Consider the following 22,761-nt stretch of genomic DNA (forward strand, 5'->3'; position numbering starts at 1 on the left):
CTCCTTAGCGTGGTTTCAGGGTAGCGATAAGAAAGTCTTTCGAGCTTTCCACTTTACCCTGCTGAATGGCGGCGGCCGGATCGACATGCTTCGGACAGACTTCAGAGCAGTAGCCGACAAAAGTACAGCTCCAGACGCCGTTCTGGCTGTTAAGCTGCGCCATACGTTCTTTTTTACCGTGGTCGCGGCTGTCTTCGTTATAGCGATGCGCCAGGGTAATGGCCGCCGGGCCGATGAACTCTTTATTCAGACCGAACTGCGGGCAGGCGGCGTAGCACAGACCACAGTTGATGCAGCCGGAGAACTGATGGTATTTCGCCATCTGCGCCGGGGTCTGGGTGTTTGGCCCCTGATCCGGCGTGCGCGGGTTGCCGATGATGTACGGCTTAATCGCTTCCAGGCTTTCGATAAAGTGGGTCATATCGACCACCAGATCGCGCTCGATCGGGAAGTTGCCCAGCGCTTCAACCTTGATGCCTTTGGTGTAATCCCGCAGGAAGGTCTTACAGGCCAGCTTCGGCACCTTGTTGACCATCATGCCGCAGGAGCCGCAAATTGCCATGCGGCAGGACCAGCGGTAGCTCAGGTCAGGTGCGAGGTTATCTTTGATATAGCCAAGCGCATCCAGCAGAGAGGTTTGCTCGTCATAGGGGACTTCATAGAAAGCGCTATGTGGTGCGGTGTCCACTTCCGGATTGTAGCGCACCACTTCAACTTTCAGTTTTTGCATCTCAGCCATTCGCCTTCTCCTTCTTCTCGGCGGCTTCTGCTTCTGCGCCGTACACGCGTTTAGCTGGTGGCAGCGTGGTGATTTTCACGTCGCTGTAGTCCAGACGCGTAGTGCCATCTGCATCGCGCCAGGCGAGAGTGTGTTTCAGGAAATTGACGTCGTCACGTTCGGTACAGCCTTCATCAAGACGCTGATGCGCCCCGCGTGACTCTTTGCGCGCCAGCGCAGAGTGCGCCATACATTCTGCCACGTTCAGGCCGTGACCCAGCTCGATGGTATAGAGCAGGTCGGTGTTGAAGACGCTGGAGGTATCAGTAATGCGCACACGTTTGAAACGCTCCTGCAATTCCGCCAGCTTATCGACAGTTTTTTGCATCAGCTCAGGGGTACGGTAGATACCACAGCCTTCTTCCATCGACAGGCCCATTTCATCGCGGATCTTAGACCAGTTCTCGTTACCTTCCTGGTTCACCAGGTCTTTCAGGCGTTTTTCAACGTCAGTAACCTGAGCATCGAGCGCGGCACCGTTAGCTTCACCCGCTGTAGCCGCGCGTTCCATTGCGCGCTCGCCCGCCATGCGGCCAAAGACGACCAGTTCTGCCAGCGAGTTAGACCCCAGACGGTTGGCGCCGTGCAGGCCCACAGAGGAGCATTCACCCACGGCGAACAGACCTTTGATACGGGTTTCGCACTGTTGGTCGGTTTCGATCCCGCCCATGGTGTAGTGCGCGGTTGGACGTACCGGAATCGGTTCTTTCACCGGATCAACACCGACATATGCTTTTGCCAGTTCGCAGATGAACGGCAGGCGTTCCAGCAGCTTCTTCTCACCCAGGTGACGCAGGTCGAGATAGACCACATCGCCGCGTGGCGTGGAGATGGTGTTGCCTTTGCGCCACTCGTGCCAGAAGGCCTGGGAGACTTTGTCGCGCGGACCGAGTTCCATGTATTTGTTTTTCGGCTCGCCAAGCGGGGTTTCCGGGCCCATGCCGTAATCCTGCAGATAGCGGTAGCCATTTTTGTTGACCAGAATACCGCCTTCACCACGGCAGCCTTCTGTCATCAGAATGCCGGAGCCTGGCAGACCGGTCGGGTGATACTGTACGAACTCCATATCGCGCAGCGGTACGCCGTGGCTGAGCGCCATGCCCATACCGTCACCGGTGACGATGCCGCCGTTAGTATTGTAGCGATACACGCGGCCCGCACCGCCCGTTGCCATCACCACCGCATTAGCGCGGATCTGGACGAGCGTGCCTTCCATCATGTTCATCGCCACCAGGCCACGAGCCTGTCCGTCATCAACCAGAATGTCGAGGACGAAATGTTCATCAAAGCGCTGAATTTGTGGGAACTGAAGAGAGGTCTGGAACAGAGTATGCAGCATGTGGAAGCCGGTCTTATCGGCGGCGAACCAGGTACGTTCGATTTTCATCCCACCGAAGCGGCGAACGTTGACGCTGCCGTCCGGACGGCGGCTCCACGGACATCCCCACTGTTCAAGCTGGGTCATCTCCGTAGGACAATGGTGCACAAAGTAGTCGACCACATCCTGTTCGCAAAGCCAGTCGCCCCCTGCAACCGTGTCGTGGAAATGGTATTCAAAGCTGTCATGATCCTGCGCGACGGCGGCGGACCCTCCTTCAGCTGCAACCGTGTGGCTGCGCATTGGATAGACTTTTGAAATCAATGCGATTTTAGCGTTGGGATTAGCTTGTGCTGCAGCAATCGCAGCACGTAATCCAGCACCGCCAGCGCCAATTACGGCAAGATCGGCTTGAAAAGTTTGCACGACATTCCTCCAGATTTTTGTTATTTCGCAACGCGACAAACTAAAGGTAGTTCACCTGCCCAAAGGGACAATTGCGAAAGCGTTTCCACTGCTCCTTTATGGGTAAAACAGTATAACCGTGTAGATGTCAGGGAAATTTGACGTGTTCGATTTTTTTGCTGTTCTGTACGGTGATTTATCATCGTGATTGATGAATTGCGTCACGTAATTACGCACCTAAATGAAATGCGCGTTTTTACTGCGCAAAATTTGTCTCTGTCCCCGCTAACGAGTAGACTTCGTGCCCTTGTCTGAAATCGGAGAATTACCCATGAGCGAAACGGCCACCTGGCAGCCGAGCGCATCCATCCCAAATCTGTTAAAACGCGCTGCAATTATGACGGCGATCCGCCGTTTCTTTGCCGACCGCGGAGTCCTGGAGGTGGAAACGCCGTGCATGAGTCAGGCAACGGTAACCGATATTCATCTGGTCCCGTTTGAAACCCGTTTTGTTGGCCCGGGGCACTCTCAGGGCATGAATTTGTATCTGATGACCAGCCCGGAATACCACATGAAACGCCTGCTGGCGGCAGGATGCGGTCCGGTGTATCAGCTGTGCAGAAGCTTCCGTAATGAAGAGATGGGGCGTCACCACAATCCGGAATTCACCATGCTGGAGTGGTATCGTCCGCACTATGATATGTACCGTCTGATGAATGAGGTGGATGACCTGCTGCAGCAGGTGCTGGATTGCTCAGAAGCGGAAACTCTCTCCTATCAGCAGGCTTTCCAGCGCTATCTGGAAATCGATCCATTGTCAGCAGACAAGACTCAATTGCGCGAAGTGGCGGCAAAACTGGATCTCAGCAATGTGGCAGATACTGAAGAAGATCGCGATACGCTTCTGCAGTTGCTGTTCACGTTTGGCGTTGAACCGCAGATTGGCAAAGACCGCCCGACGTTTGTCTATCACTTCCCGGCAAGCCAGGCGTCTCTGGCGCAGATCAGCACGGAAGATCATCGTGTGGCAGAGCGTTTTGAGGTCTATTACAAAGGCATCGAGCTGGCGAACGGTTTCCACGAATTGACGGACGCGCGTGAACAGCAGCAGCGCTTCGAGCAGGATAACCGTAAGCGTGCCGCACGCGGTCTGCCGCAGCAGCCTATTGATGTTAATCTGCTTGAGGCATTAAAAGCAGGTTTGCCGGATTGCTCCGGCGTGGCGCTGGGTGTTGACCGCCTGGTGATGCTGGCGCTGGGTGCAGAACAGTTGGGCGATGTGATTGCGTTTACGGTCGATCGTGCCTGAAAAAATGCCGGGTGGCGCTGCGCTTGCCCGGCCTACTCCCCCGGTGGCAATTTTCCTTTCCATTTCGCATAACAATATTAAAAACTGCCACATTCTCTATACACGGGTCTTTTTCTTAATTTGCTCCCTATAGGCACAATTTTTGTCTGGTCTTCTGCTACCATCCGCGCAGATTAATTTCCTTTGGATGGTTCTATGTCCCACTCACTCAAAAAGATGACCCTCACCGGGCTCATCCTGATGATTTTTACCTCCGTCTTTGGCTTCGCTAATAGTCCGTCGGCCTTTTACCTGATGGGTTACAGTGCGACGCCGTTCTATATCGTTTCAGCCCTGTTCTTCTTCATCCCATTCGCGCTGATGATGGCGGAAATGGGGTCGGCATACCGGAAAGAAGAGGGAGGGATCTACTCGTGGATGAATAACAGTATCGGCCCGCGCTACGCGTTTATTGGCACGTTTATGTGGTTCTCCTCTTACGTTGTCTGGATGGTCAGTACAGCGGCCAAAGTTTGGGTACCGTTCTCGACGTTTGTTTTCGGTAGCGATAAAACCCAGGTCTGGTCTCTGGCGGGCCTCAGTTCTACACAGGTGGTCGGGATTCTGGCTGTTTGCTGGATGGTGGTTGTGACGCTGGTCGCGTCTAAAGGCATCAATAAGATTGCCCGGATTACCGCCGTGGGCGGGATCGCAGTGATGTGTTTGAATCTGGTGCTGCTCCTGGTCAGTATCGCTATTCTGTGCCTGAACGGCGGTCACTTTGCGCAGGAGGTGAACTTTGTTGCTTCGCCTAACCCAAGTTATCAGTCCGGCCTTGCGATGCTCTCTTTTGTGGTATTCGCCATTTTCGCCTACGGTGGTATCGAGGCGGTAGGTGGTCTGGTCGACAAAACGGAGAACCCGGAAAAGAACTTCGCGAAAGGGATTATATTTGCCGCCATCGTCATTTCCATTGGCTATTCGCTGGCAATCTTCCTCTGGGGGGTCAGTACCAACTGGCAGCAGGTGTTGAGCAACAACACCACTAACCTTGGCAACATTACTTATGTGTTGATGAAAAGCCTGGGAATGACGCTGGGACAGGCGATGAACCTGACGCCGGAAGCGGCGGTGACAATGGGCATCTGGTTTGCGCGCATTACCGGCCTGTCAATGTTCCTCGCCTATACCGGCGCGTTCTTTACGCTTATCTACTCGCCGTTGAAAGCGATAATCCAGGGCACGCCAAAAGCGCTGTGGCCAGCGCGTATGACGCAACTGAATACGGCGGGAATGCCTGCCAACGCGATGTGGATGCAATGTCTGTTGGTGTGCGTATTCATTCTGCTGGTATCGTTTGGCGGTGATACCGCGTCAGCGTTTTATAACAAGCTGACCCTGATGGCGAACGTGTCAATGACGCTGCCGTATCTGTTCCTGACGCTGGCGTTCCCGTTCTTCAAAGCGAAGCAGGGTCTTGAACGTCCGTTTGTGATTTTTAAAACCCGCACGTCAACGCTACTGGCGACGACTGTGGTCGTGCTGGTGGTGGCGTTCGCGAATATCTTCACTGTCATTCAGCCGGTGATTGAAGCGAATGACTGGAACAGCGCGATGTGGATGGTTGGCGGCCCGATCTTCTTCTCGCTGCTGGCGATGGGGATTTATGAGAATTACCGCCGACGCTCAGTGGCGTACGTCACGGAAGCGGTGTAGCGGTTAAAACGCCCCTCCCGAAAGAGAGGGGCGAAGATTTACAGGCTTCCCGCCGGGCGCTTACGTGCCGCCGACGTCAATGTTCTTCCCGTTTTACGTCCGTCCAGACTTTCCAGACGCATCTGGAACGGTGGGAATGGCATATCAATACCATGCTCGCGGAAGCCAGCCAGAATCAGCTGGTGGATCTCGTGGCGCAGCGGCATACGGTGTCCCATTTCTGCAGCGTAAATACGCAGCTCGAAAATCTGAATCCCCTGCTGCAAATCGACCAGGAACACTTCCGGTGCCGGGTTATCGAGCACCAGCGTGCAGCGCTCGGCTGCGGTGTAGAGAATTTGTGTCACCTCTTCACTGTTGGCATCCGACGGTGCCGGTAGTGTCAGCACAACACGCGTGACCGAGTCTGACAGCGACCAGTTGATGAACTGTTCGGTGATGAATGCCTTGTTCGGCACGATGATCTCTTTACGGTCCCAGTCGCTGATCGTTGTGGCGCGGGTATTGATCTTCGTTACGCTACCGGTCAGATCGCGGATCGTCACCGTATCGCCTATACGTATCGGTTTTTCAAACAGGATGATCAGGCCGGAAACAAAGTTAGCGAAAATTTCCTGCATGCCAAAGCCAAGTCCAAATGTCAGCGCAGCGACCAGCCACTGTAATTTAGACCACTCAATGCCAATCATTGAGAAACCCACCATCCCGCCAAAGAGCAGGATCAGGTATTTAGTGATGGTGGTAATGGCGTAGCCCGTGCCGGGGGTTAAATCCAGGTGTTGCAGCAGAGCCAGCTCCAGCAGCGCCGGGAAGTTACGTACCAGTTGGGTAGTAATGATCAACACCAGAATGGCAATCAGTACTGAACCTAAGGTTATAGGCTCCAGACTTTCCACACCCTGAACTGTAGATGTCACGTCCCAGAGAGAGATGTTCTCCAGGAAGCCAAACGCGGAGTGAATTTCCGACCACAGCACGATCACCGACAGGAGAGCAATCAGCATCAGGATGGAGCGCACCAGGCGCAGGGACTGGGTACTGATGGCATCCAGATCCAGTTCGACATCGTCCGCCTCCGTCGTCCCTTCCGTGCTGTTGACGTGGTTTGGCTCATCCTCACCCCGCGCACGCTGAGCGAGGATTTCTGCCCGGCGATGCTTGGCACGGTCGAAGGCCAGACGGCGGCGCTGAATCAACATCCAGCGACGGATGACGTGATACACCACCAGAAGCAGGAACCAGATCGCCACCGAGGTTTCCAGCCGCGCCAGCAGCGCCTTCGAGGTCGCCAGGTAACCCACCGCCGCTGCCAGCATCGCAATCAGCGGAGCGCTCAGCAGCAGGTTCCAGAGCAGGCGGTTGAACATGTTGTCGCCGCTACCGGATTTATCAAGATAGAGCGGTATACCGGCGCGTTTCAGGCTGAGCGTGACGATGGCCAGCGCCCCGCATATCAGCATAAAGCAGAGGCGACCCAGTGAGCCTGAGAACTCCCGGTCGTTAAGATTATCGAACATAATCAGCGCCATAATGAGTGGCACAATCAGTCCGATGCTCATCAGATAGTAACGCATGGCGCGTGCAACACGATTACGCGGCCAGCCAAAGTGGGCGATGAACAGGCCATTTGGCCGCGCGAATGTGGCACAAATCATCACGACCCACAGCAGTGGAACCGTCGCGGTGACGCCATCGCCTATCGCCACGGCGAGCGGATAGGGCCAGGCTTCCCGCAGGCCGTACCCCAGCGTCATCCACAATACCGGTAAAGGAGAGGCCACGAGAATCGACCAGAACACCGTGCGGAGCGTCAGCCAGAAGTGATCCTGGGTGACTTTCCCCACGCGCGAACTGGAACGCTCCAGAAAACGGGTGAAATGTCTGCGCGAGTAAATGCTAAAGCCCACCAGAATCAATGCGCCCAGCAGTGGGAAAATGGTCTCTTTGCTGGTGAGCATCATCACGCTGGCCTGTCCCAGCTGGCTGAAGGTGTCCAGTGAAATCAGGCGGCGCAGATCCTGAACAATCTCAATTGGCCACGAGAAGGTCATTGGACGCACGTCGGAGGTCCAGAAGAGGTAACGGTGCGTTGCCTCGTTTACCTCTTTCAGCGCATCTTCCAGCTGACTGTTTGACACCTTCAGCTTGGTAAGCTCGAGGATCAGCGTATCACCGCCCTGGAGCAGTGAGTTCAGGAGTTCACGCTGGGTGCGCAACTGGGCTTCAAGGATCCGGTTTTGCTCACTGCTCAGAGGTTGCCCGTCAGCCTGACGGATCTGGCGAATTTGCGGTTGTTTGTTGAGAAGATCTTCAAAGTGCAGTCGCTGAACGCGTAGCTGAGCCATCTCGGTATCCAACTGCTGCGGCTTCGGCATTTCCGGCAGGCGTGCAACCTGAGCTCGTAACGCCTCGCCCAGCAGGTTTGATGACCCAAGCCACTGCGACTGTTCGCGCAGAGTGTTGAGCGCCTGGCGGACCTGCAGGGTTTGGTTCGTCGCCTGCCGCTGTTGTGAAGCGACCAGGTCCATACGCTGTGCCTGCTGGTTCAGTGCCGCTGAAAGCTCACGGTTGATCTTGAACTGATCGACGATGCCGACGGGCAGGTTAGCGCTGTTTTCCGCCAGTAGCTCGGTACTTTCCAGCGCGCGTTCGGCCTCGCGCTGGCGCTGGCTATTAAGCTGGTTACGTAGCGCCTGGAGATAAGCATCAAGCTGTTCGCTCTGTTTTTGCGCCAGTTCTGAACGCATCCGCGATAGCTCCTGGCGGTTATTGGCGGAGAGCTGCGCCAGCTCCAGTTCATCGACCAGCGCTTTCAGGCGGGCAGACTCTGCCTGCAGCCCAAGGTTTTGTGCCTGGTTTTGCGGCGTGTTGCCGGTTTGTGTGCCGACACGGCGTTCAACCTCGTTGAGCTGACGGCGGGCATCGGTTTGCTGTTGCGGAAGCTGGCTGAGGGAGTCGGCAATTTCACGCGCTCGCTCCTGCTCCTGCTGAGCAAGGCGGCTCTTTTCCAGAAGCTGGCTGCTGACCTGCAGGATCTCCTGGTTCAGGGCGTCCGAGGTCATGCCTGCGGGCACGTCGCGCGGTTCGTCACGCAAATTATTGAGCTGCGCGCGCAGCGTCTGCGAGAGTTTGGGGAAGTTGTCGATAACCTGCTGATACTGCTGAGCGCGCTCAAGGGAGCCTTTCCGCTCCTCAAGCGCGTTCAGGGCAGACTGGAGCGACTCGACGGTCTCTGGCTGAGCGGGTTTGGCCGCTTTTGCCTGCTCCAGTTCCTGCGTTATCTGTTTGGCGTCGGGGGCTGTCGCTGCGTACGCCCCCATGCTGAGGCACCAGGCCATCAGTAGAACGATAATCGGGCGCACGTCAGCGATCCTTCTGTTGTTAGCCTTCGTCTTTTTTGTCGTCAACCAGCGGGCTGGCGTCGTGCTCGGCGTTAATCTCTTCCTGTGACAGCGGAGCAGATTCTGCATCTGGCGTCACGAAGGTTTCGGCAGAGACCGCCAGCGGCTGGCCCAGTTTGGTGACCGACAGGCTTTCGAGCTGTTCAGCCAGCTTCACTTTACCCGGCGCAAAAAGGTTGATCACGGTAGAGCCCAGCTTGAAGCGACCCATTTCCTGACCTTTCAGCAGGGCGACAGAGCCTTCCGCTTCACCGGCAGGCCAGGTCCAGCGCTTGATCACGCCTTCACGTGGCGGAGTGATGGTGCCTGCCCAGACGGTTTCGATGCTGCCGACGATGGTGGCACCCACCAGAATCTGCGCCATTGGGCCAAATTCAGTATCAAACAGGCAGATGACGCGTTCGTTACGGGCAAACAGGTTTGGTACGTTTTGCGCAGTCAGATGGTTCACGGAGAACAGATCGCCTGGAACGTAGATCATTTCACGCAGAATACCGTTGCACGGCATGTGCACGCGGTGGTAGTCGCGCGGTGACAGATACGTGGTGGCAAACGTACCGTTACGGAACAGGTCTGCCATCAGGTAGTTACCTGCCAGTAAGGCCTCCAGGCTGTAGTTGTGGCCCTTCGCCTGCAGGATTTTGTCGTCTTCGATGTTGCCCAACTGGCTGATCACGCCGTCTGCCGGCATCACCAGCACGTTAGGATCGGTATCAACCGGACGAACCTCGTCGCGCAGTGGGCGCACGAAGAATTCGTTGAAGGTGCGATAGCTGGCGGTATCCGGCTTCTGCGCCTCTTTCATGTCGACCTTGTAATATTTTACGAAAAGGTCGATGACCAGTTTGGTCAGCCAGCCTGCTCGTTTGCTTGCGCCCCAGCCCGCCAGGCGAGTGAGCCACAGTTTTGGCAGAATGTATTGAAGCGAAAGTTTAAATGCGTTTAACAAGGTAGCCTCCAGGCCATTGTTTTGTCGTTCCTGATCCGGTGGCAGAGCACCGGAACCTGAAAAAAGGGGACGATTTTAGCGATGCTTAGCTTAGTTGTCAGTTATCAGAATCAGAAAAGTTTTTACGCGTTTTTACTTGATCCATGCTCTCAAGAATACGGTGGTAATTCTCGAAGCGAGTCTCCGCGATTTCACCATTCTCGACCGCTTCACGGATAGCGCAACCTGGGTCGTTATCGTGTTTACAGTCGCGGTATTTGCAAGCGCCTAAATAATCATGGAATTCGACAAATCCGTTGAAGATTTGTTCCGGCTCGAGATGCCATAAACCGAATTCGCGCACCCCCGGAGAGTCGATCACATCGCCGCCATGTGGGAAGTGATACAGGCGTGATGCGGTGGTCGTGTGCTGGCCCAGACCCGAGACATCAGACACATCGTTGGTGAGGATCTCCTGCTGGAGACCAAGCAGGTTATTCAGCAGGCTCGATTTACCCACGCCGGATTGACCCGCGAAGATGCTGATACGATCGGTGAGCGCCTCTTCCAGCGGTTTCAGGCCATCTTTGGTGTAGCTGGAGACCATCAGAACGCGGTATCCAATCTTGCGATAGATATCCATCTGTTCATTGACGAAAGCCATTCCTTCGTCATCCAGCAGATCGATTTTGTTCAGCACGATAATCGGTTCAACCTGCAGTGTTTCGCAGGCGACGAGGTATCGGTCGATAATATTGAGTGAAAGTTCAGGCAAAATCGCCGAGACGATAACGATTTGGTTAATGTTGGCGGCAATCGGTTTCACGCCGTCGTAGAAATCGGGACGGGTTAACACAGACGTGCGCTCATGGACCGCTTCAACGATACCTTTTACCGTAACACCTTCCGCCGCCTCTTTACCCGGACGCCAGACGACGCGGTCACCGGTCACCAGAGAACGAATGGTCCGGCGGATGTTGCAGCGGTGGATCTCACCATCGGCGGATTCCACGTCGGCATGCATACCGAAACGGCTGATGACTACGCCTTCCGTTGGTTCGCCAAACAGGTTGTCGTCGTAATCGACCTTCTCCGAAGTGGTTTTAAGACGGCGCTGGTGATTGGCATTCACGCGGCGCTGCTGCCCTTTGGAGAGTTTATTTTTACTCAATCGCGCTGGCTCCTGGTCGCCCGTAAGGGGCAAAACCTCTATGATACACTCTAATTAATACTAGTTAACCTGCTACTGCCGGTTATGCGAGAAGGGTGGAAAATAACATGAGCGCGGATGAAAACAACCTGATTTGGATCGATCTTGAAATGACCGGGCTGGATCCCGAGCGCGATCGCATCATTGAGATTGCAACCCTGGTGACCGATGCCAACCTGAATATTCTGGCGGAAGGGCCGACGATTGCGGTTCATCAATCTGATGAACAGCTTGCATTGATGGATGACTGGAACGTGCGTACCCATACCGGCAGCGGTCTGGTGGATCGCGTGAAGGCCAGTACTCAGGGTGACCGTGAGGCGGAGCTGGCGACGCTTGAATTCCTGAAACAGTGGGTTCCGGCAGGCAAATCGCCAATCTGTGGTAATAGCATCGGCCAGGATCGCCGCTTTCTGTTTAAGTACATGCCGGAGCTCGAGTCTTACTTCCACTACCGCTATCTGGATGTGAGCACCCTGAAAGAGCTGGCTCGTCGCTGGAAACCTGAAATCCTGGATGGCTTTAAAAAACAGGGGACGCATCAGGCAATGGACGATATTCGTGAGTCTGTTGCGGAGCTGGCGTATTACCGCGAAAACTTCATTAAGCTGTGATTTTGAGATCCGGCGCCTTGCGTGGCCGGGTTTTTGCCGTTAAATTGTGCAGCTTGCCGATTAAATAAGCATTTGAACTGAATTTCGAAAAAATCGCTTTCAGGGGGGTTGCAGCTAAAAGGATTTCTCGTATAATGCGCCTCCCGTAACGACAGAGAATTACACGTTACGACAGCAACAAAAGCAGTACAGATTTGCGGGAATAGCTCAGTTGGTAGAGCACGACCTTGCCAAGGTCGGGGTCGCGAGTTCGAGTCTCGTTTCCCGCTCCAAAATTTGAAAGTGCTTTTAAAGCATGCACCACCCAAGCGGGAATAGCTCAGTTGGTAGAGCACGACCTTGCCAAGGTCGGGGTCGCGAGTTCGAGTCTCGTTTCCCGCTCCAAAATTTGAAAGTGCTTCCACAGCACGCACCACCCAAGCGGGAATAGCTCAGTTGGTAGAGCACGACCTTGCCAAGGTCGGGGTCGCGAGTTCGAGTCTCGTTTCCCGCTCCAAATTCATCTTCATCTTTAAAATATCCACAGCGAAAAAATTCGTTGGGGACGTTTTCTGTTGTCTCTGAAATACTCTTGTGAACAGAGTTATCCACAGAAACTACGTTTAACCGGAATCGGCTAAAAACTTAGCAGGGTGAATAGTATTCGTGTAATTAGCTGTATTATATGAATAAAATTTGATTTCAAAATGTTATTGAGATCACTTGACCTCTTCTCCAGTCCCGATGCTGCTTGAGTTTGTATTTTTATACACAGGCTGTGAATATATTATGCGTCGCGCGTAAGCCCTTTCTCAATCACCCTCACCAGGCGTTGTTTCTTCGGTGATTGCACCTCTACTACGCAGGCATTTCGCTTCTCGATTTGCTGTGCAACCGCCCATTCTATGTGTTCATCGAGAAGTGGGTGCTCACCTCTGCGGCTTTCGAGCGCCTGAATATTGGCTTCATCCCAGGGCGCATTCCCCAGTGCAACGGCAACATTACGTAGCCAGCGCAGATGGCCAATGCGACGAATGGCAGACCCTTCTGTCACTTTCAGGAACCAGGCTTCGCTCCAGGCAAACAGCTCAACGAGTTGCGGTGCGTGCAGAGCTTTACGCGGACTGAAATCTTCTTCATCCGTGAGTTGTGAATAGCGGTTCCATGGGCAGATCAGCTGACAGTCATCGCAGCCGTAGATTCGGTTGCCGATAAGCGGCCGAAACTCCTCAGGGATCGCACCTTCCAGTTCGATAGTGAGGTAGGAGATGCAGCGGCGAGCATCAACAGTATAGGGTTCAACGATAGCGCCGGTGGGGCAGATGGTCATACAGGCCACGCAGCGGCCACAGCCTTCCTCTACCGGACCGTCTACCGGCAGCGGTAAATCAATCAGCAGTTCCCCGAGGAAGAAGAACGATCCGGCGTCGCGGCTAAGGATAAGTGAGTGCTTACCTGTCCAGCCAAGCCCGGCTTTTTCGGCGATCGGGCGCTCAAGAATAGGCGCAGAATCGACAAAGGGTCTAAAATTCAGCGAAACACAGTGCTGCTGAATAGTTTCCCCGAGTTTTTTTAAACGGTTACGCAGAAGCTTATGGTAATCACGTCCCAGGGCGTACCGGCTGACGTAACCCAGCGAGGGGTTTTTTAGCGTGCGCGCAAAAGCCGCGTTGGCGGGCAGGTAGTTCATGCGCACGCTGATGACACGTAATGTGCCCGGCAAAAGCTCGTGCGGACGGGCGCGCATCATGCCATGACGCGCCATCCACTCCATTTCGCCGTGGTATTGTTTGTCCAGCCAGGCCTGTAGTTTCGGCTCGCTGGCGGAGAGGTCGGTATCGGTAATGCCTACCTTCTGGAAGCCAAGCTCAGCACCCCACTGTTTAATTTTTTGCGCTAACTGATTGAGATCGAGGGGCTGTGACATGACGGACCATACAGTGAAGAAAAACCCCGCAAGTATACCACATTCCATCTGGCGTGCGGACGACCTCCGGCGCGCCGAAAAAGAGGCAGCAGACAGCCTCGGTATCACCCTATATGAACTCATGCAGCGCGCAGGCGAAGCCGCGTTCAACGTTGCCCACAATGCATATCCGCAATCCAGACACTGGCTGGTTTTGTGCGGGCACGGCAATAACGGCGGTGACGGTTATGTTGTCGCCCGTCTTGCCGTTGCTGCGGGTATCCGCGTGACGTTGCTGGCGCTGGAGAGTGATAAACCGCTGCCGGAGGAGGCCTGCGCGGCCCGAGATGCCTGGCTGAATGCCGGCGGTGTGATTCATGCTCCTGATATCCTCTGGCCGGAGGATATGGATCTGATTATTGATGGTCTGCTCGGGACCGGTCTACGCAGTGCGCCGCGTGAGAACATTACCGCGTTGATTACACATGCCAATTGCCATTCCGCGCCGGTGGTGGCGCTGGATATTCCCTCAGGCCTGATAGCACAAACTGGCGCGACGCCGGGGGCAGTAATTCAGGCGGCGCATACGGTGACATTCATCGCCCTGAAGCCGGGTTTACTGACCGGCAAAGCGCGGGATATGGTCGGCGTACTGCACCACAATGCGCTGGGTCTGGACAGCTGGTTAGCCGGTCAGGAAACGCACCTTTCGCGCATTGATGCTTCGCAGCTTGCAGAGTGGCTGCCCCCGAGACGTCCCACATCCCATAAAGGCGATCATGGCAAACTGGTGATTGTCGGGGGGGACTACGGTACGGCGGGGGCTATCCGTATGGCGGGTGAAGCGGCATTGCGAAGCGGTGCTGGTCTGGTGCGAGTCCTCACGCGCATCGAGAATATTGTGCCGATCGTTACTGCCAGACCCGAGTTGATGGTGCATGAGCTTACGCTCCCGATGCTTGAGGAAAGCCTCGAGTGGGCAGATGTGGTCGTTATCGGCCCCGGGCTTGGGCAGCAGGCGTGGGGTAAACAGGCCCTGCAAAAGGTCGAGAATTTTCGTAAACCGATGCTGTGGGATGCTGACGCGCTGAACCTTCTGGCAATCAACCCGGATAAGCGTCACAATCGCATTCTGACGCCACACCCCGGCGAAGCCGCGCGTCTGCTTAACTGCAGCGTGGCAGAAATTGAAAGCGATCGCTTACTTTCTGCTCAGTGTCTGGTAAAACGTTACGGAGGTGTTGCCGTTTTGAAAGGGGCAGGAACCGTCGTCGCCAGTGACGAGACGCTGGGCATTATTGATGCCGGAAATGCGGGCATGGCGAGTGGCGGAATGGGTGATGTGCTTTCAGGCATCATTGGCGCATTGCTTGGACAGAAACTTCCCCTTTATGATGCAGCCTGTGCGGGCTGCGTGGCTCATGGTGCAGCGGCAGATCAACTGGCTGCACGTTACGGTACACGCGGTATGCTGGCCACCGATCTTTTTTGCACGCTGCGGCGTGTTGTTAACCCGGATGTGATTGACGTAGAAAATGACTAATCGAGCGATTCCTTTACCTGATGAACAAGCCACTTTAGATCTCGGCAAGCGCGTGGCGCAGGCCTGTCAGGGGGCAACCGTCATTTATCTGTATGGTGATTTAGGTGCGGGTAAAACCACCTTCAGCCGGGGCTTTTTACAGGCGTTAGGGCATAGCGGGAATGTGAAAAGCCCAACCTACACGCTGGTAGAACCGTACACCCTTGAAAATCTCATGGTGTACCACTTCGATTTATACCGCCTTGCGGATCCTGAGGAGCTGGAATTTATGGGGATCCGTGATTATTTTGCCAATGATGCCATTTGCCTGGTGGAGTGGCCGCAACAAGGTGCGGGTGTGTTGCCTGACCCGGATGTCGAAATTCACTTAGATTACCAGGCACAAGGGCGTGAGGCACGCATCAGTGCGGTTTCCTCATCAGGGTGTTCCTTACTGGCTCGTTTAGCCGGTTAAGCTTAGGGATAACGGGATGATTAATCGCGTTAAAAGTTGGTTATTGGCTGCCACTGTGCTGCTGTGCGCGCAGGCCGGGGCGGCTAACCTCTCAGATATTCAGGTATCGAACGGTGAAAACCAGGCCCGGATCACATTCAGTTTTATGGGTGACCCTGAATACGCTTTTTCACAGCCAGACAGCCACAGCGTGGCGCTGGATATCAAACAAACCGGAGTGATTCAGGGATTACCGCTGCAGTTCAGCGGTAACAATCTGGTGAAGAGCATTCGCTCAGGCACACCACAAGATAGCCAGTCATTGCGCCTGGTGGTTGATCTCACCGAAAAGGGCAAAACGAAGGCGGTCAAGCAACAAAACGGCGCGAACTATACGGTGGTTTTTACCATCAATGCTGACGCACCTCCACCACCACCGCCTCCGCCAGTGGTGGCAAAACGCGTCGAAGAACCGGTTTACACACCGCGTCCTTCTGAACCTGCACGTAATCCGTTTAAATCGGACAGCGACCGCATTACCAGCGTCACCAGCAGTAATAGCGTTACACGCCCTGCGGCCAGCGCACGTCGTGCGGTCAGCGGTGATAAAGTGATTATCGCGATTGATGCGGGCCATGGAGGTCAGGATCCCGGCGCGATTGGTCCAGGCGGCACGCGGGAGAAAAACGTCACGATTGCGGTAGCCCGTAAGCTGCGGACGTTGTTAAACGATGATCCGATGTTCAAAGGCGTGCTGACTCGCGACGGCGACTATTTTATCTCTGTAATGGGCCGCTCAGATGTGGCGCGTAAACAAAATGCCAACTTCCTGGTCTCCATTCATGCGGATGCAGCGCCAAACCGTAGCGCGACTGGCGCATCGGTATGGGTGCTTTCGAACCGCAGGGCGAACAGCGAAATGGCAAACTGGCTGGAAGAGCACGAGAAACAGTCTGAACTGTTAGGCGGTGCGGGTGATGTGCTGGCAAACAGCCAGTCAGATCCATATCTCAGCCAGGCAGTGCTGGATTTACAGTTCGGTCATTCCCAGCGCGTAGGTTATGATGTCGCCACTAACGTATTGAATCAGTTGCAGGGCATCGGAGCATTGCATAAGCGTCGTCCGGAGCATGCGAGCCTGGGGGTTCTGCGTTCGCCGGATATTCCATCCATTCTGGTGGAGACAGGCTTTATCAGCAATAACAGTGAAGAGCGCCTGCTGGGCAGCGACAGCTACCAGCAGCAACTTGCCGAAGCCATTTATAACGGTTTGCGTAAATATTTTGAGGCGCATCCTCTGCAGTCCGCGCCACAGGGCGGGGCAGCTCAGACGGCCAGTGCCGCGCAGCCTGGCGAGATAACTGCGACCAACTAAGGAGAATTCATGCCGATTCAGGTTCTACCGCCGCAGCTTGCGAACCAAATCGCCGCCGGTGAGGTGGTAGAACGCCCTGCGTCGGTGGTGAAGGAGCTGGTGGAAAACAGCCTCGATGCGGGCGCGACCCGCATTGATATTGATATTGAACGCGGTGGCGCGAAGCTAATCCGCATTCGTGATAACGGCTGTGGTATCAAAAAAGACGAGCTGGCGTTAGCGCTGGCTCGTCACGCTACCAGTAAAATTGCTTCTCTGGATGACCTGGAAGCCATCATAAGCCTCGGTTTTCGCGGTGAAGCGCTGGCCAGTATCAGCTCGGTTTCCCGTTTGACGCTGACCTCCCGCACGGCTGACCAGGCAGAAGCCTGGCAGGCCTATGCTGAAGGGCGCGATATGGATGTGACGGTCAAACCTGCGGCGCATCCTGTCGGTACGACGCTGGAAGTCCTGGATCTGTTCTACAACACTCCCGCCCGACGCAAGTTCATGCGTACCGAAAAAACCGAGTTTGGCCATATCGACGAAATCATCCGTCGTATCGCGCTGGCCCGTTTCGATGTCACCATTAACCTCAGTCATAATGGCAAAGTGATGCGCCAGTACAGAGCGGTGGCCGAAGGGGGGCAGAAAGAGCGTCGACTGGGAACTATCTGTGGAACACCGTTTCTGGAACAGGCGCTGGCCATTGAGTGGCAGCATGGCGATCTGGCTTTACGCGGCTGGGTGGCTGACCCAAACGCCAGCAGCGCGGCGTTCGCGGAGATCCAGTATTGCTACGTGAATGGCCGCATGATGCGGGACCGTCTCATTAATCACGCCATTCGTCAGGCCTGCGAAGATAAGCTCGGAGCTGACCAGCAACCTGCTTTTGTGCTTTATCTGGAGATCGACCCGCATCAGGTCGACGTGAACGTCCATCCAGCCAAGCATGAAGTAAGGTTCCACCAGTCACGACTGGTACACGATTTTATCTATCAGGGCGTGCTGAGCGTATTGCAACAGCAGGTTGAACCGGTGTTGCCACTGGAAAATGAAGAGCCTGCCCCACGTTCGTTCCCGGAAAACCGTGTTGCTGCGGGCCGGAACCATTTTGCGGAACCCGCTGCGGTACGTGAGCCGGAAGCGCCGCGTTTCTCCTCTGCAGGGAGCGCTCCGCGCCCAACGGGAGCAAACTACCCGAACGCCCAGCCTGGCTATCAAAAGCAGCAGGGGGCGTTGTATCGCAAACTGCTGGAAACCCCAGCCGCGGAGCGTAAAGAACACATCCCGGTAGCGTCGTCTTCCCTGGACGCTCATAGCCAGAGCTTTGGCCGGGTGTTGACGATTGTCGTACCGGATATGGCACTGCTTGAGCGTGACGGCAAATTGATGCTTCTGGCTTTGCCGGTAGCCGAACGCTGGCTCAAACAGGTGCAGCTCACTCCGGGAGAAAATTTGGCCTGCGCGCAGCCGCTGCTGATCCCGGTTCGTCTGAAAATATCCGCTGAAGAAACAAGGGTATTGCAACGTGCAGAGGCCCAACTGGCGCAGATGGGCATTGAAATTGTGCTCGAACCACAACATGTGACAATTCGTGCAGTGCCTTTACCCTTACGCCAACAAAATTTACAAAACTTGATTCCTGAACTGATAGGCTACCTGGCGCAGCAAACATCGTTTGATGCCGCCAACACCGCGCAGTGGATCGCCCGTCATCTGGCAAGCGAACACACGCCGTGGAGTCTGGCGCAGGCCATTAGCGTGCTGGCAGAGGTTGAACGTCTTTGTCCGCAACTGGTGAAATCGCCGCCAGGGGGTCTATTACAACCTGTTGATTTACAAACGGCGATGAACGCCCTGAAACATGATTGACGTAAGCAAGGCGAGCCTGCCTAAGGCGATTTTTTTGATGGGCCCAACGGCCTCCGGCAAAACGGCACTTGCCATTGAGTTGCGTAAAGTTTTGCCCGTAGAGTTGATTAGCGTTGATTCCGCCCTCATCTATCGGGGGATGGACATCGGCACGGCGAAGCCTGACGCAGAAGAGTTGCGTGCGGCACCGCACCGTTTGCTGGATATTCTCGACCCTGCTCAGGCTTACTCCGCAGCGGATTTCCGCCGGGATGCCTTAGCTGAGATGGCCGAGATAACAGCGGCGGGACGTATACCGCTGTTGGTTGGCGGAACCATGCTCTATTTCAAGGCGTTGCTGGAGGGGCTATCACCTCTGCCATCAGCGGATCCTGAGGTAAGAGCGAAAATTGAGCAGCAGGCGGCAGAGCAGGGCTGGGACGTTTTGCACAAGCAACTGGCAGAGATTGATCCGGTTGCTGCAGCACGGATCCATCCAAATGATCCGCAAAGGCTTTCCCGGGCACTGGAAGTTTTTTTCATTTCGGGTAAAACTTTAACGGAACTGACGCAAACGTCAGGAGAGGCTCTGCCGTATCAGGTGCATCAGTTCGCCATCGCCCCGGCGAGCCGTGAACTGCTCCATCAGCGAATTGAGCAGCGTTTTCATCAGATGTTAGCTTCAGATTTTGAAGCAGAAGTGCGGGCGCTATTTGCCCGTGGAGATTTGCATACGGATATGCCTTCCATTCGTTGTGTGGGATACCGCCAGATGTGGTCTTATCTTGAAGGTGAGATTTCATACGATGAAATGGTTTATCGAGGTGTTTGCGCCACGAGACAGTTAGCGAAGCGCCAGATCACCTGGTTGCGCGGTTGGGAGGGGGTTCACTGGTTAGACAGTGAAAAACCGCAACAGGCGTTAAACGAAGTGATTGAGGTTGTTGGTGATATCGCTCACTGAATGTGTACAATTGAGACGTATCGTGCGCAATTTTTCAGAATCGCAAGGTTCTAAGTACAAAACAAGCATATAAGGAAAAGATAGAATGGCTAAGGGGCAATCTTTACAAGATCCGTTCCTGAACGCATTGCGTCGGGAACGTGTTCCAGTTTCTATTTATTTGGTGAATGGTATTAAGCTGCAAGGTCAGATTGAGTCTTTCGATCAGTTCGTGATCCTGTTGAAAAACACGGTCAGTCAGATGGTCTACAAGCACGCGATTTCTACTGTTGTTCCGTCTCGTCCGGTATCTCATCACAGCAATAACGCTGGCGGCGGCACTGGCAGTAACTACCATCACGGCAGCAACGCGCAGGGTTCTTCAACGCCAGCGCAGGACAGCGACGAGACCGAATAAGGTCTCTGCTGTTATCCACACGGGGAGCCAGGGATCCTGCGTTCCCCGCTGATCTTTTTAGAGAGGTTTACGCTTGTTTGACCGTTATGATGCCGGTGAGCAGGCGGTGCTGGTACACATCTATTTTTCGCAAGACAAAGATATGGAAGACCTCCAGGAGTTTGAATCTCTGGTCTCTTCCGCCGGTGTCGAAGCAATGCAGGTGATTACCGGTAGCCGTAAAGCGCCGCACCCAAAGTATTTTGTTGGTGAAGGTAAAGCAGTTGAAATTGCGGATGCCGTAAAAGCAACTGGCGCTTCAGTTGTGTTGTTTGATCATGCGCTGTCTCCGGCCCAGGAACGTAACCTGGAAGCGCTTTGCGAATGCCGTGTTATCGATCGCACGGGTTTGATTTTAGATATTTTTGCTCAACGTGCGCGTACCCATGAAGGTAAGTTGCAGGTTGAGCTGGCGCAGTTGCGCCATCTGGCAACGCGGCTTGTGCGTGGCTGGACCCACCTTGAGAGACAGAAAGGCGGGATTGGTTTACGCGGTCCGGGTGAAACCCAGCTCGAAACCGACCGTCGTTTGCTGCGTGGCCGTATTACCCAGATCCTCTCACGTCTGGAACGCGTTGAGAAACAGCGTGAGCAAGGTCGTCGTGCACGCTCAAAAGCCGACATCCCAACGGTGTCGCTGGTGGGGTATACCAACGCTGGTAAATCCACCCTGTTTAACCAGATTACTGAGGCCCAGGTTTATGCCGCAGACCAGTTGTTTGCGACCCTGGACCCAACGTTACGTCGTATTGACGTCGCCGATGTGGGTGAAACAGTGCTGGCGGATACCGTAGGGTTTATCCGTCATTTGCCTCACGACCTGGTGGCGGCGTTTAAAGCTACCCTGCAGGAGACGCGACAGGCGACCCTGCTGGTGCACGTGATTGACGCGGCGGATGTTCGTGTGCAGGAGAACATAGACGCGGTAAACGTGGTGCTCGAAGAGATCGACGCCCACGAGATCCCAACGCTGTTGGTGATGAACAAGATCGATATGCTGGAGGATTTCGAGCCGCGTATTGATCGAGATGAAGAGAACAAACCGATTCGGGTCTGGCTTTCTGCCCAGTCCGGTATTGGTGTGCCACTGCTTTTCCAGGCTTTGACAGAACGTCTTTCCGGTGAGGTAGCTCAGCACACGCTGCGATTGCCGCCACAGGAAGGCAGGCTGCGCAGCCGGTTTTATCAGCTTCAGGCGATAGAAAAAGAGTGGATGGAGGATGACGGCAGCGTGGGGATGCAGGTGCGTATGCCGATCGTTGACTGGCGTCGCCTCTGTAAACAAGAACCTGCGCTGGTCGACTATATCGTCTGATCAGAAAGGGGATGCCTGAATAATTCGCCCTTGCATAACAAATATGGAGCATATACATGGCGTGGAATCAGCCCGGTAACAACGGACAAGACCGCGACCCGTGGGGAAGCAGCAATAATCAAGGCGGCAACTCTGGGGGAAATGGCAACAAAGGTGGTCGCGAGCAGGGGCCGCCGGATCTGGATGATATCTTCCGCAAGCTGAGCAAAAAGCTTGGTGGCCTTGGCGGAGGTAAAGGTTCTGGTTCGGGTGGAAATTCTACCCAGGGGCCGCGCCCGCAAATGGGTGGCCGCGTGGTAGGCATTGTTGCCGCTGCGGCGGTGATCATCTGGGCTGCCACCGGGTTCTACACCATTAAAGAAGCGGAACGCGGTGTCGTCACCCGTTTCGGTAAGTTCAGCCATCTGGTGGAGCCAGGTCTTAACTGGAAACCGACCTTCATTGACGACGTTACCGCGGTCAACGTGGAGTCTGTTCGTGAACTGGCGGCATCTGGTGTGATGCTGACCTCTGATGAGAACGTGGTGCGCGTTGAGATGAACGTACAGTACCGCGTAACCGATCCTGAACGTTATCTGTTTAGCGTGACCAGCGCTGATGACAGCCTGCGTCAGGCAACCGACAGCGCCCTGCGTGGTGTTATCGGTAAATACACTATGGATCGCATCCTGACCGAAGGTCGTACCGTTATTCGTAGCGATACCCAGCGTGAGCTGGAAGAGACCATTCGCCCGTACAACATGGGTATTACCCTGCTGGACGTCAACTTCCAGGCCGCTCGTCCGCCGGAAGAGGTGAAAGCGGCGTTTGATGACGCGATTGCTGCCCGTGAAAACGAACAGCAGTACATCCGTGAAGCGGAAGCGTACACCAACGAAGTGCAGCCACGTGCTAACGGTCAGGCGCAGCGTATTCTTGAAGAAGCTCGCGCATATAAAACCCAGACCATCCTGGAAGCACAGGGTGAAGTGGCGCGTTTCGCGAAAATTCTGCCGGAATATAAAGCGGCTCCGGAAATTACCCGTGAACGTCTCTATATCGAGACCATGGAAAAAGTGCTGAGCCACACGCGTAAAGTGCTGGTTAACGACAACAAAGGCGGAAACCTGATGGTACTGCCACTGGACCAGATGCTGAAAGGCGGTTCGGCTCCGGCGGCGAAAGCTGACACCAGCGGTTCCAGCAGCCTGCTGCGTCTGCCGCCTGCGTCGTCCAGTAGCTCAAGCGCCACAACCACGCCTTCTTCGAACGATGGTGACATCATGGACCAACGCCGTGCTAATGCGCAGCGTAACGACTACCAGCGTCAGGGGGAATAA

Annotated in this window: 17 protein-coding genes and 3 tRNA genes; 14 read left to right on the forward strand and 6 right to left on the reverse strand. The window is 54.9% G+C overall.

Going from position 1 to position 22,761, the window contains the following annotated elements:
* Positions 1–4 precede the first annotated feature (4 nt).
* Both frdB and frdA read right to left on the reverse strand, forming a co-directional pair.
* Positions 5–739 carry a fumarate reductase iron-sulfur protein gene (gene frdB / locus LCD46_02095; protein ID UOY71157.1) on the reverse strand — a complete coding sequence of 245 codons (735 nt, stop codon included), beginning with the start codon at positions 737–739 and terminating at the stop codon, positions 5–7.
* Complete coding sequence (gene frdA / locus LCD46_02100) at positions 732–2,522, reverse strand: fumarate reductase (quinol) flavoprotein subunit (protein ID UOY71158.1); 1,791 nt, start codon at positions 2,520–2,522, stop codon at positions 732–734. Before frdA ends, frdB begins: the two co-directional genes overlap by 8 nt.
* Before the next feature lie 310 nt (positions 2,523–2,832).
* Here frdA and epmA point away from each other — a divergent pair, with 310 nt between their 5' ends.
* A complete protein-coding gene (gene epmA, locus LCD46_02105; GenBank protein ID UOY71159.1) occupies positions 2,833–3,810 on the forward strand; it encodes an elongation factor P--(R)-beta-lysine ligase in 978 nt (325 codons plus the stop codon).
* A gap of 195 nt (positions 3,811–4,005) precedes the next feature.
* Positions 4,006–5,505 carry a glutamate/gamma-aminobutyrate family transporter YjeM gene (gene yjeM, locus LCD46_02110; protein UOY71160.1) on the forward strand — a complete coding sequence of 500 codons (1,500 nt, stop codon included), beginning with the start codon at positions 4,006–4,008 and terminating at the stop codon, positions 5,503–5,505.
* 38 nt (positions 5,506–5,543) lie between these two features.
* On the opposite strand, the gene mscM is transcribed toward yjeM, so the two are convergent.
* The 3 genes from mscM to rsgA form a co-directional block, all read right to left on the reverse strand.
* Positions 5,544–8,867, reverse strand: coding sequence for a miniconductance mechanosensitive channel MscM (mscM, locus tag LCD46_02115; protein ID UOY71161.1), 3,324 nt, complete (start codon positions 8,865–8,867; stop codon positions 5,544–5,546).
* Between the two features lie 19 nt (positions 8,868–8,886).
* Positions 8,887–9,855 (reverse strand): archaetidylserine decarboxylase, encoded by a 969-nt coding sequence (gene asd, locus LCD46_02120; protein ID UOY71162.1) that lies wholly within the window; start codon positions 9,853–9,855, stop codon positions 8,887–8,889.
* 97 nt (positions 9,856–9,952) lie between these two features.
* The gene (rsgA, locus tag LCD46_02125) at positions 9,953–11,005 is read right to left on the reverse strand and encodes a small ribosomal subunit biogenesis GTPase RsgA (protein ID UOY71163.1); all 1,053 of its coding nucleotides are present in this window, start codon (positions 11,003–11,005) and stop codon (positions 9,953–9,955) included.
* Between the two features lie 107 nt (positions 11,006–11,112).
* Here rsgA and orn point away from each other — a divergent pair, with 107 nt between their 5' ends.
* The 4 genes from orn to LCD46_02145 all read left to right on the forward strand — a co-directional run bounded on the left by orn (position 11,113) and on the right by LCD46_02145 (position 12,154).
* Positions 11,113–11,658 (forward strand): oligoribonuclease, encoded by a 546-nt coding sequence (orn, locus tag LCD46_02130; protein ID UOY71164.1) that lies wholly within the window; start codon positions 11,113–11,115, stop codon positions 11,656–11,658.
* Between the two features lie 196 nt (positions 11,659–11,854).
* A tRNA-Gly gene (locus LCD46_02135) sits at positions 11,855–11,930 on the forward strand.
* A gap of 36 nt (positions 11,931–11,966) precedes the next feature.
* Positions 11,967–12,042: transfer RNA gene (locus tag LCD46_02140), tRNA-Gly, on the forward strand.
* A gap of 36 nt (positions 12,043–12,078) precedes the next feature.
* A tRNA-Gly gene (locus tag LCD46_02145) sits at positions 12,079–12,154 on the forward strand.
* Positions 12,155–12,424: 270 nt separating this feature from the next.
* On the opposite strand, the gene queG is transcribed toward LCD46_02145, so the two are convergent.
* Positions 12,425–13,564 (reverse strand): tRNA epoxyqueuosine(34) reductase QueG, encoded by a 1,140-nt coding sequence (queG, locus tag LCD46_02150; protein UOY71165.1) that lies wholly within the window; start codon positions 13,562–13,564, stop codon positions 12,425–12,427.
* On the opposite strand from queG, the gene nnr reads away from it, so the two are divergent.
* The 8 genes from nnr (at position 13,563) to hflK (ending at position 22,761) form a co-directional block, all read left to right on the forward strand.
* Entirely contained in the window at positions 13,563–15,086 is a 1,524-nt protein-coding gene (gene nnr, locus LCD46_02155) for a bifunctional ADP-dependent NAD(P)H-hydrate dehydratase/NAD(P)H-hydrate epimerase (protein ID UOY71166.1), read from the forward strand. The two genes, queG and nnr, sit on opposite strands and share 2 nt — an antisense overlap.
* On the forward strand, positions 15,079–15,540 hold the full coding sequence (tsaE, locus tag LCD46_02160; protein ID UOY71167.1) for a tRNA (adenosine(37)-N6)-threonylcarbamoyltransferase complex ATPase subunit type 1 TsaE: 462 nt from the start codon (positions 15,079–15,081) through the stop codon (positions 15,538–15,540). Before nnr ends, tsaE begins: the two co-directional genes overlap by 8 nt.
* A gap of 16 nt (positions 15,541–15,556) precedes the next feature.
* Positions 15,557–16,894, forward strand: coding sequence for an N-acetylmuramoyl-L-alanine amidase AmiB (gene amiB / locus LCD46_02165; GenBank protein ID UOY71168.1), 1,338 nt, complete (start codon positions 15,557–15,559; stop codon positions 16,892–16,894).
* 9 nt (positions 16,895–16,903) lie between these two features.
* Positions 16,904–18,748: a DNA mismatch repair endonuclease MutL gene (gene mutL, locus LCD46_02170; protein UOY71169.1), complete on the forward strand. Its 1,845-nt coding sequence runs from the start codon at positions 16,904–16,906 to the stop codon at positions 18,746–18,748.
* On the forward strand, positions 18,741–19,691 hold the full coding sequence (gene miaA, locus LCD46_02175) for a tRNA (adenosine(37)-N6)-dimethylallyltransferase MiaA (GenBank protein ID UOY71170.1): 951 nt from the start codon (positions 18,741–18,743) through the stop codon (positions 19,689–19,691). The genes mutL and miaA overlap by 8 nt, the downstream gene beginning before the upstream one ends.
* Positions 19,692–19,776: 85 nt before the next feature.
* Positions 19,777–20,088 carry an RNA chaperone Hfq gene (gene hfq / locus LCD46_02180; GenBank protein ID UOY71171.1) on the forward strand — a complete coding sequence of 104 codons (312 nt, stop codon included), beginning with the start codon at positions 19,777–19,779 and terminating at the stop codon, positions 20,086–20,088.
* A 73-nt stretch (positions 20,089–20,161) separates the two neighbouring features.
* Positions 20,162–21,442 (forward strand): GTPase HflX, encoded by a 1,281-nt coding sequence (gene hflX / locus LCD46_02185; GenBank protein UOY71172.1) that lies wholly within the window; start codon positions 20,162–20,164, stop codon positions 21,440–21,442.
* A gap of 56 nt (positions 21,443–21,498) precedes the next feature.
* Positions 21,499–22,761, forward strand: a complete 1,263-nt coding sequence (hflK, locus tag LCD46_02190) for an FtsH protease activity modulator HflK (protein UOY71173.1) — start codon at positions 21,499–21,501, stop codon at positions 22,759–22,761.

This window comes from Enterobacter ludwigii, from assembly GCA_023023105.1.
Taxonomy (GTDB): Bacteria; Pseudomonadota; Gammaproteobacteria; order Enterobacterales; family Enterobacteriaceae; genus Enterobacter; species Enterobacter adelaidei.

Coding starts and splice junctions, on each gene's coding strand:
- orn (UOY71164.1), top strand. CDS start 11,113: ATGAGCGCGGATGAAAACAACCTGATTTGGATCGATCTTGAAATGACC.
- miaA (UOY71170.1), top strand. CDS start 18,741: ATGATTGACGTAAGCAAGGCGAGCCTGCCTAAGGCGATTTTTTTGATG.
- amiB (UOY71168.1), top strand. CDS start 15,557: ATGATTAATCGCGTTAAAAGTTGGTTATTGGCTGCCACTGTGCTGCTG.
- epmA (UOY71159.1), top strand. CDS start 2,833: ATGAGCGAAACGGCCACCTGGCAGCCGAGCGCATCCATCCCAAATCTG.
- tsaE (UOY71167.1), top strand. CDS start 15,079: ATGACTAATCGAGCGATTCCTTTACCTGATGAACAAGCCACTTTAGAT.
- yjeM (UOY71160.1), top strand. CDS start 4,006: ATGTCCCACTCACTCAAAAAGATGACCCTCACCGGGCTCATCCTGATG.
- mutL (UOY71169.1), top strand. CDS start 16,904: ATGCCGATTCAGGTTCTACCGCCGCAGCTTGCGAACCAAATCGCCGCC.
- hfq (UOY71171.1), top strand. CDS start 19,777: ATGGCTAAGGGGCAATCTTTACAAGATCCGTTCCTGAACGCATTGCGT.
- hflK (UOY71173.1), top strand. CDS start 21,499: ATGGCGTGGAATCAGCCCGGTAACAACGGACAAGACCGCGACCCGTGG.
- queG (UOY71165.1), bottom strand. CDS start 13,564: ATGTCACAGCCCCTCGATCTCAATCAGTTAGCGCAAAAAATTAAACAG.
- nnr (UOY71166.1), top strand. CDS start 13,563: ATGACGGACCATACAGTGAAGAAAAACCCCGCAAGTATACCACATTCC.
- frdB (UOY71157.1), bottom strand. CDS start 739: ATGGCTGAGATGCAAAAACTGAAAGTTGAAGTGGTGCGCTACAATCCG.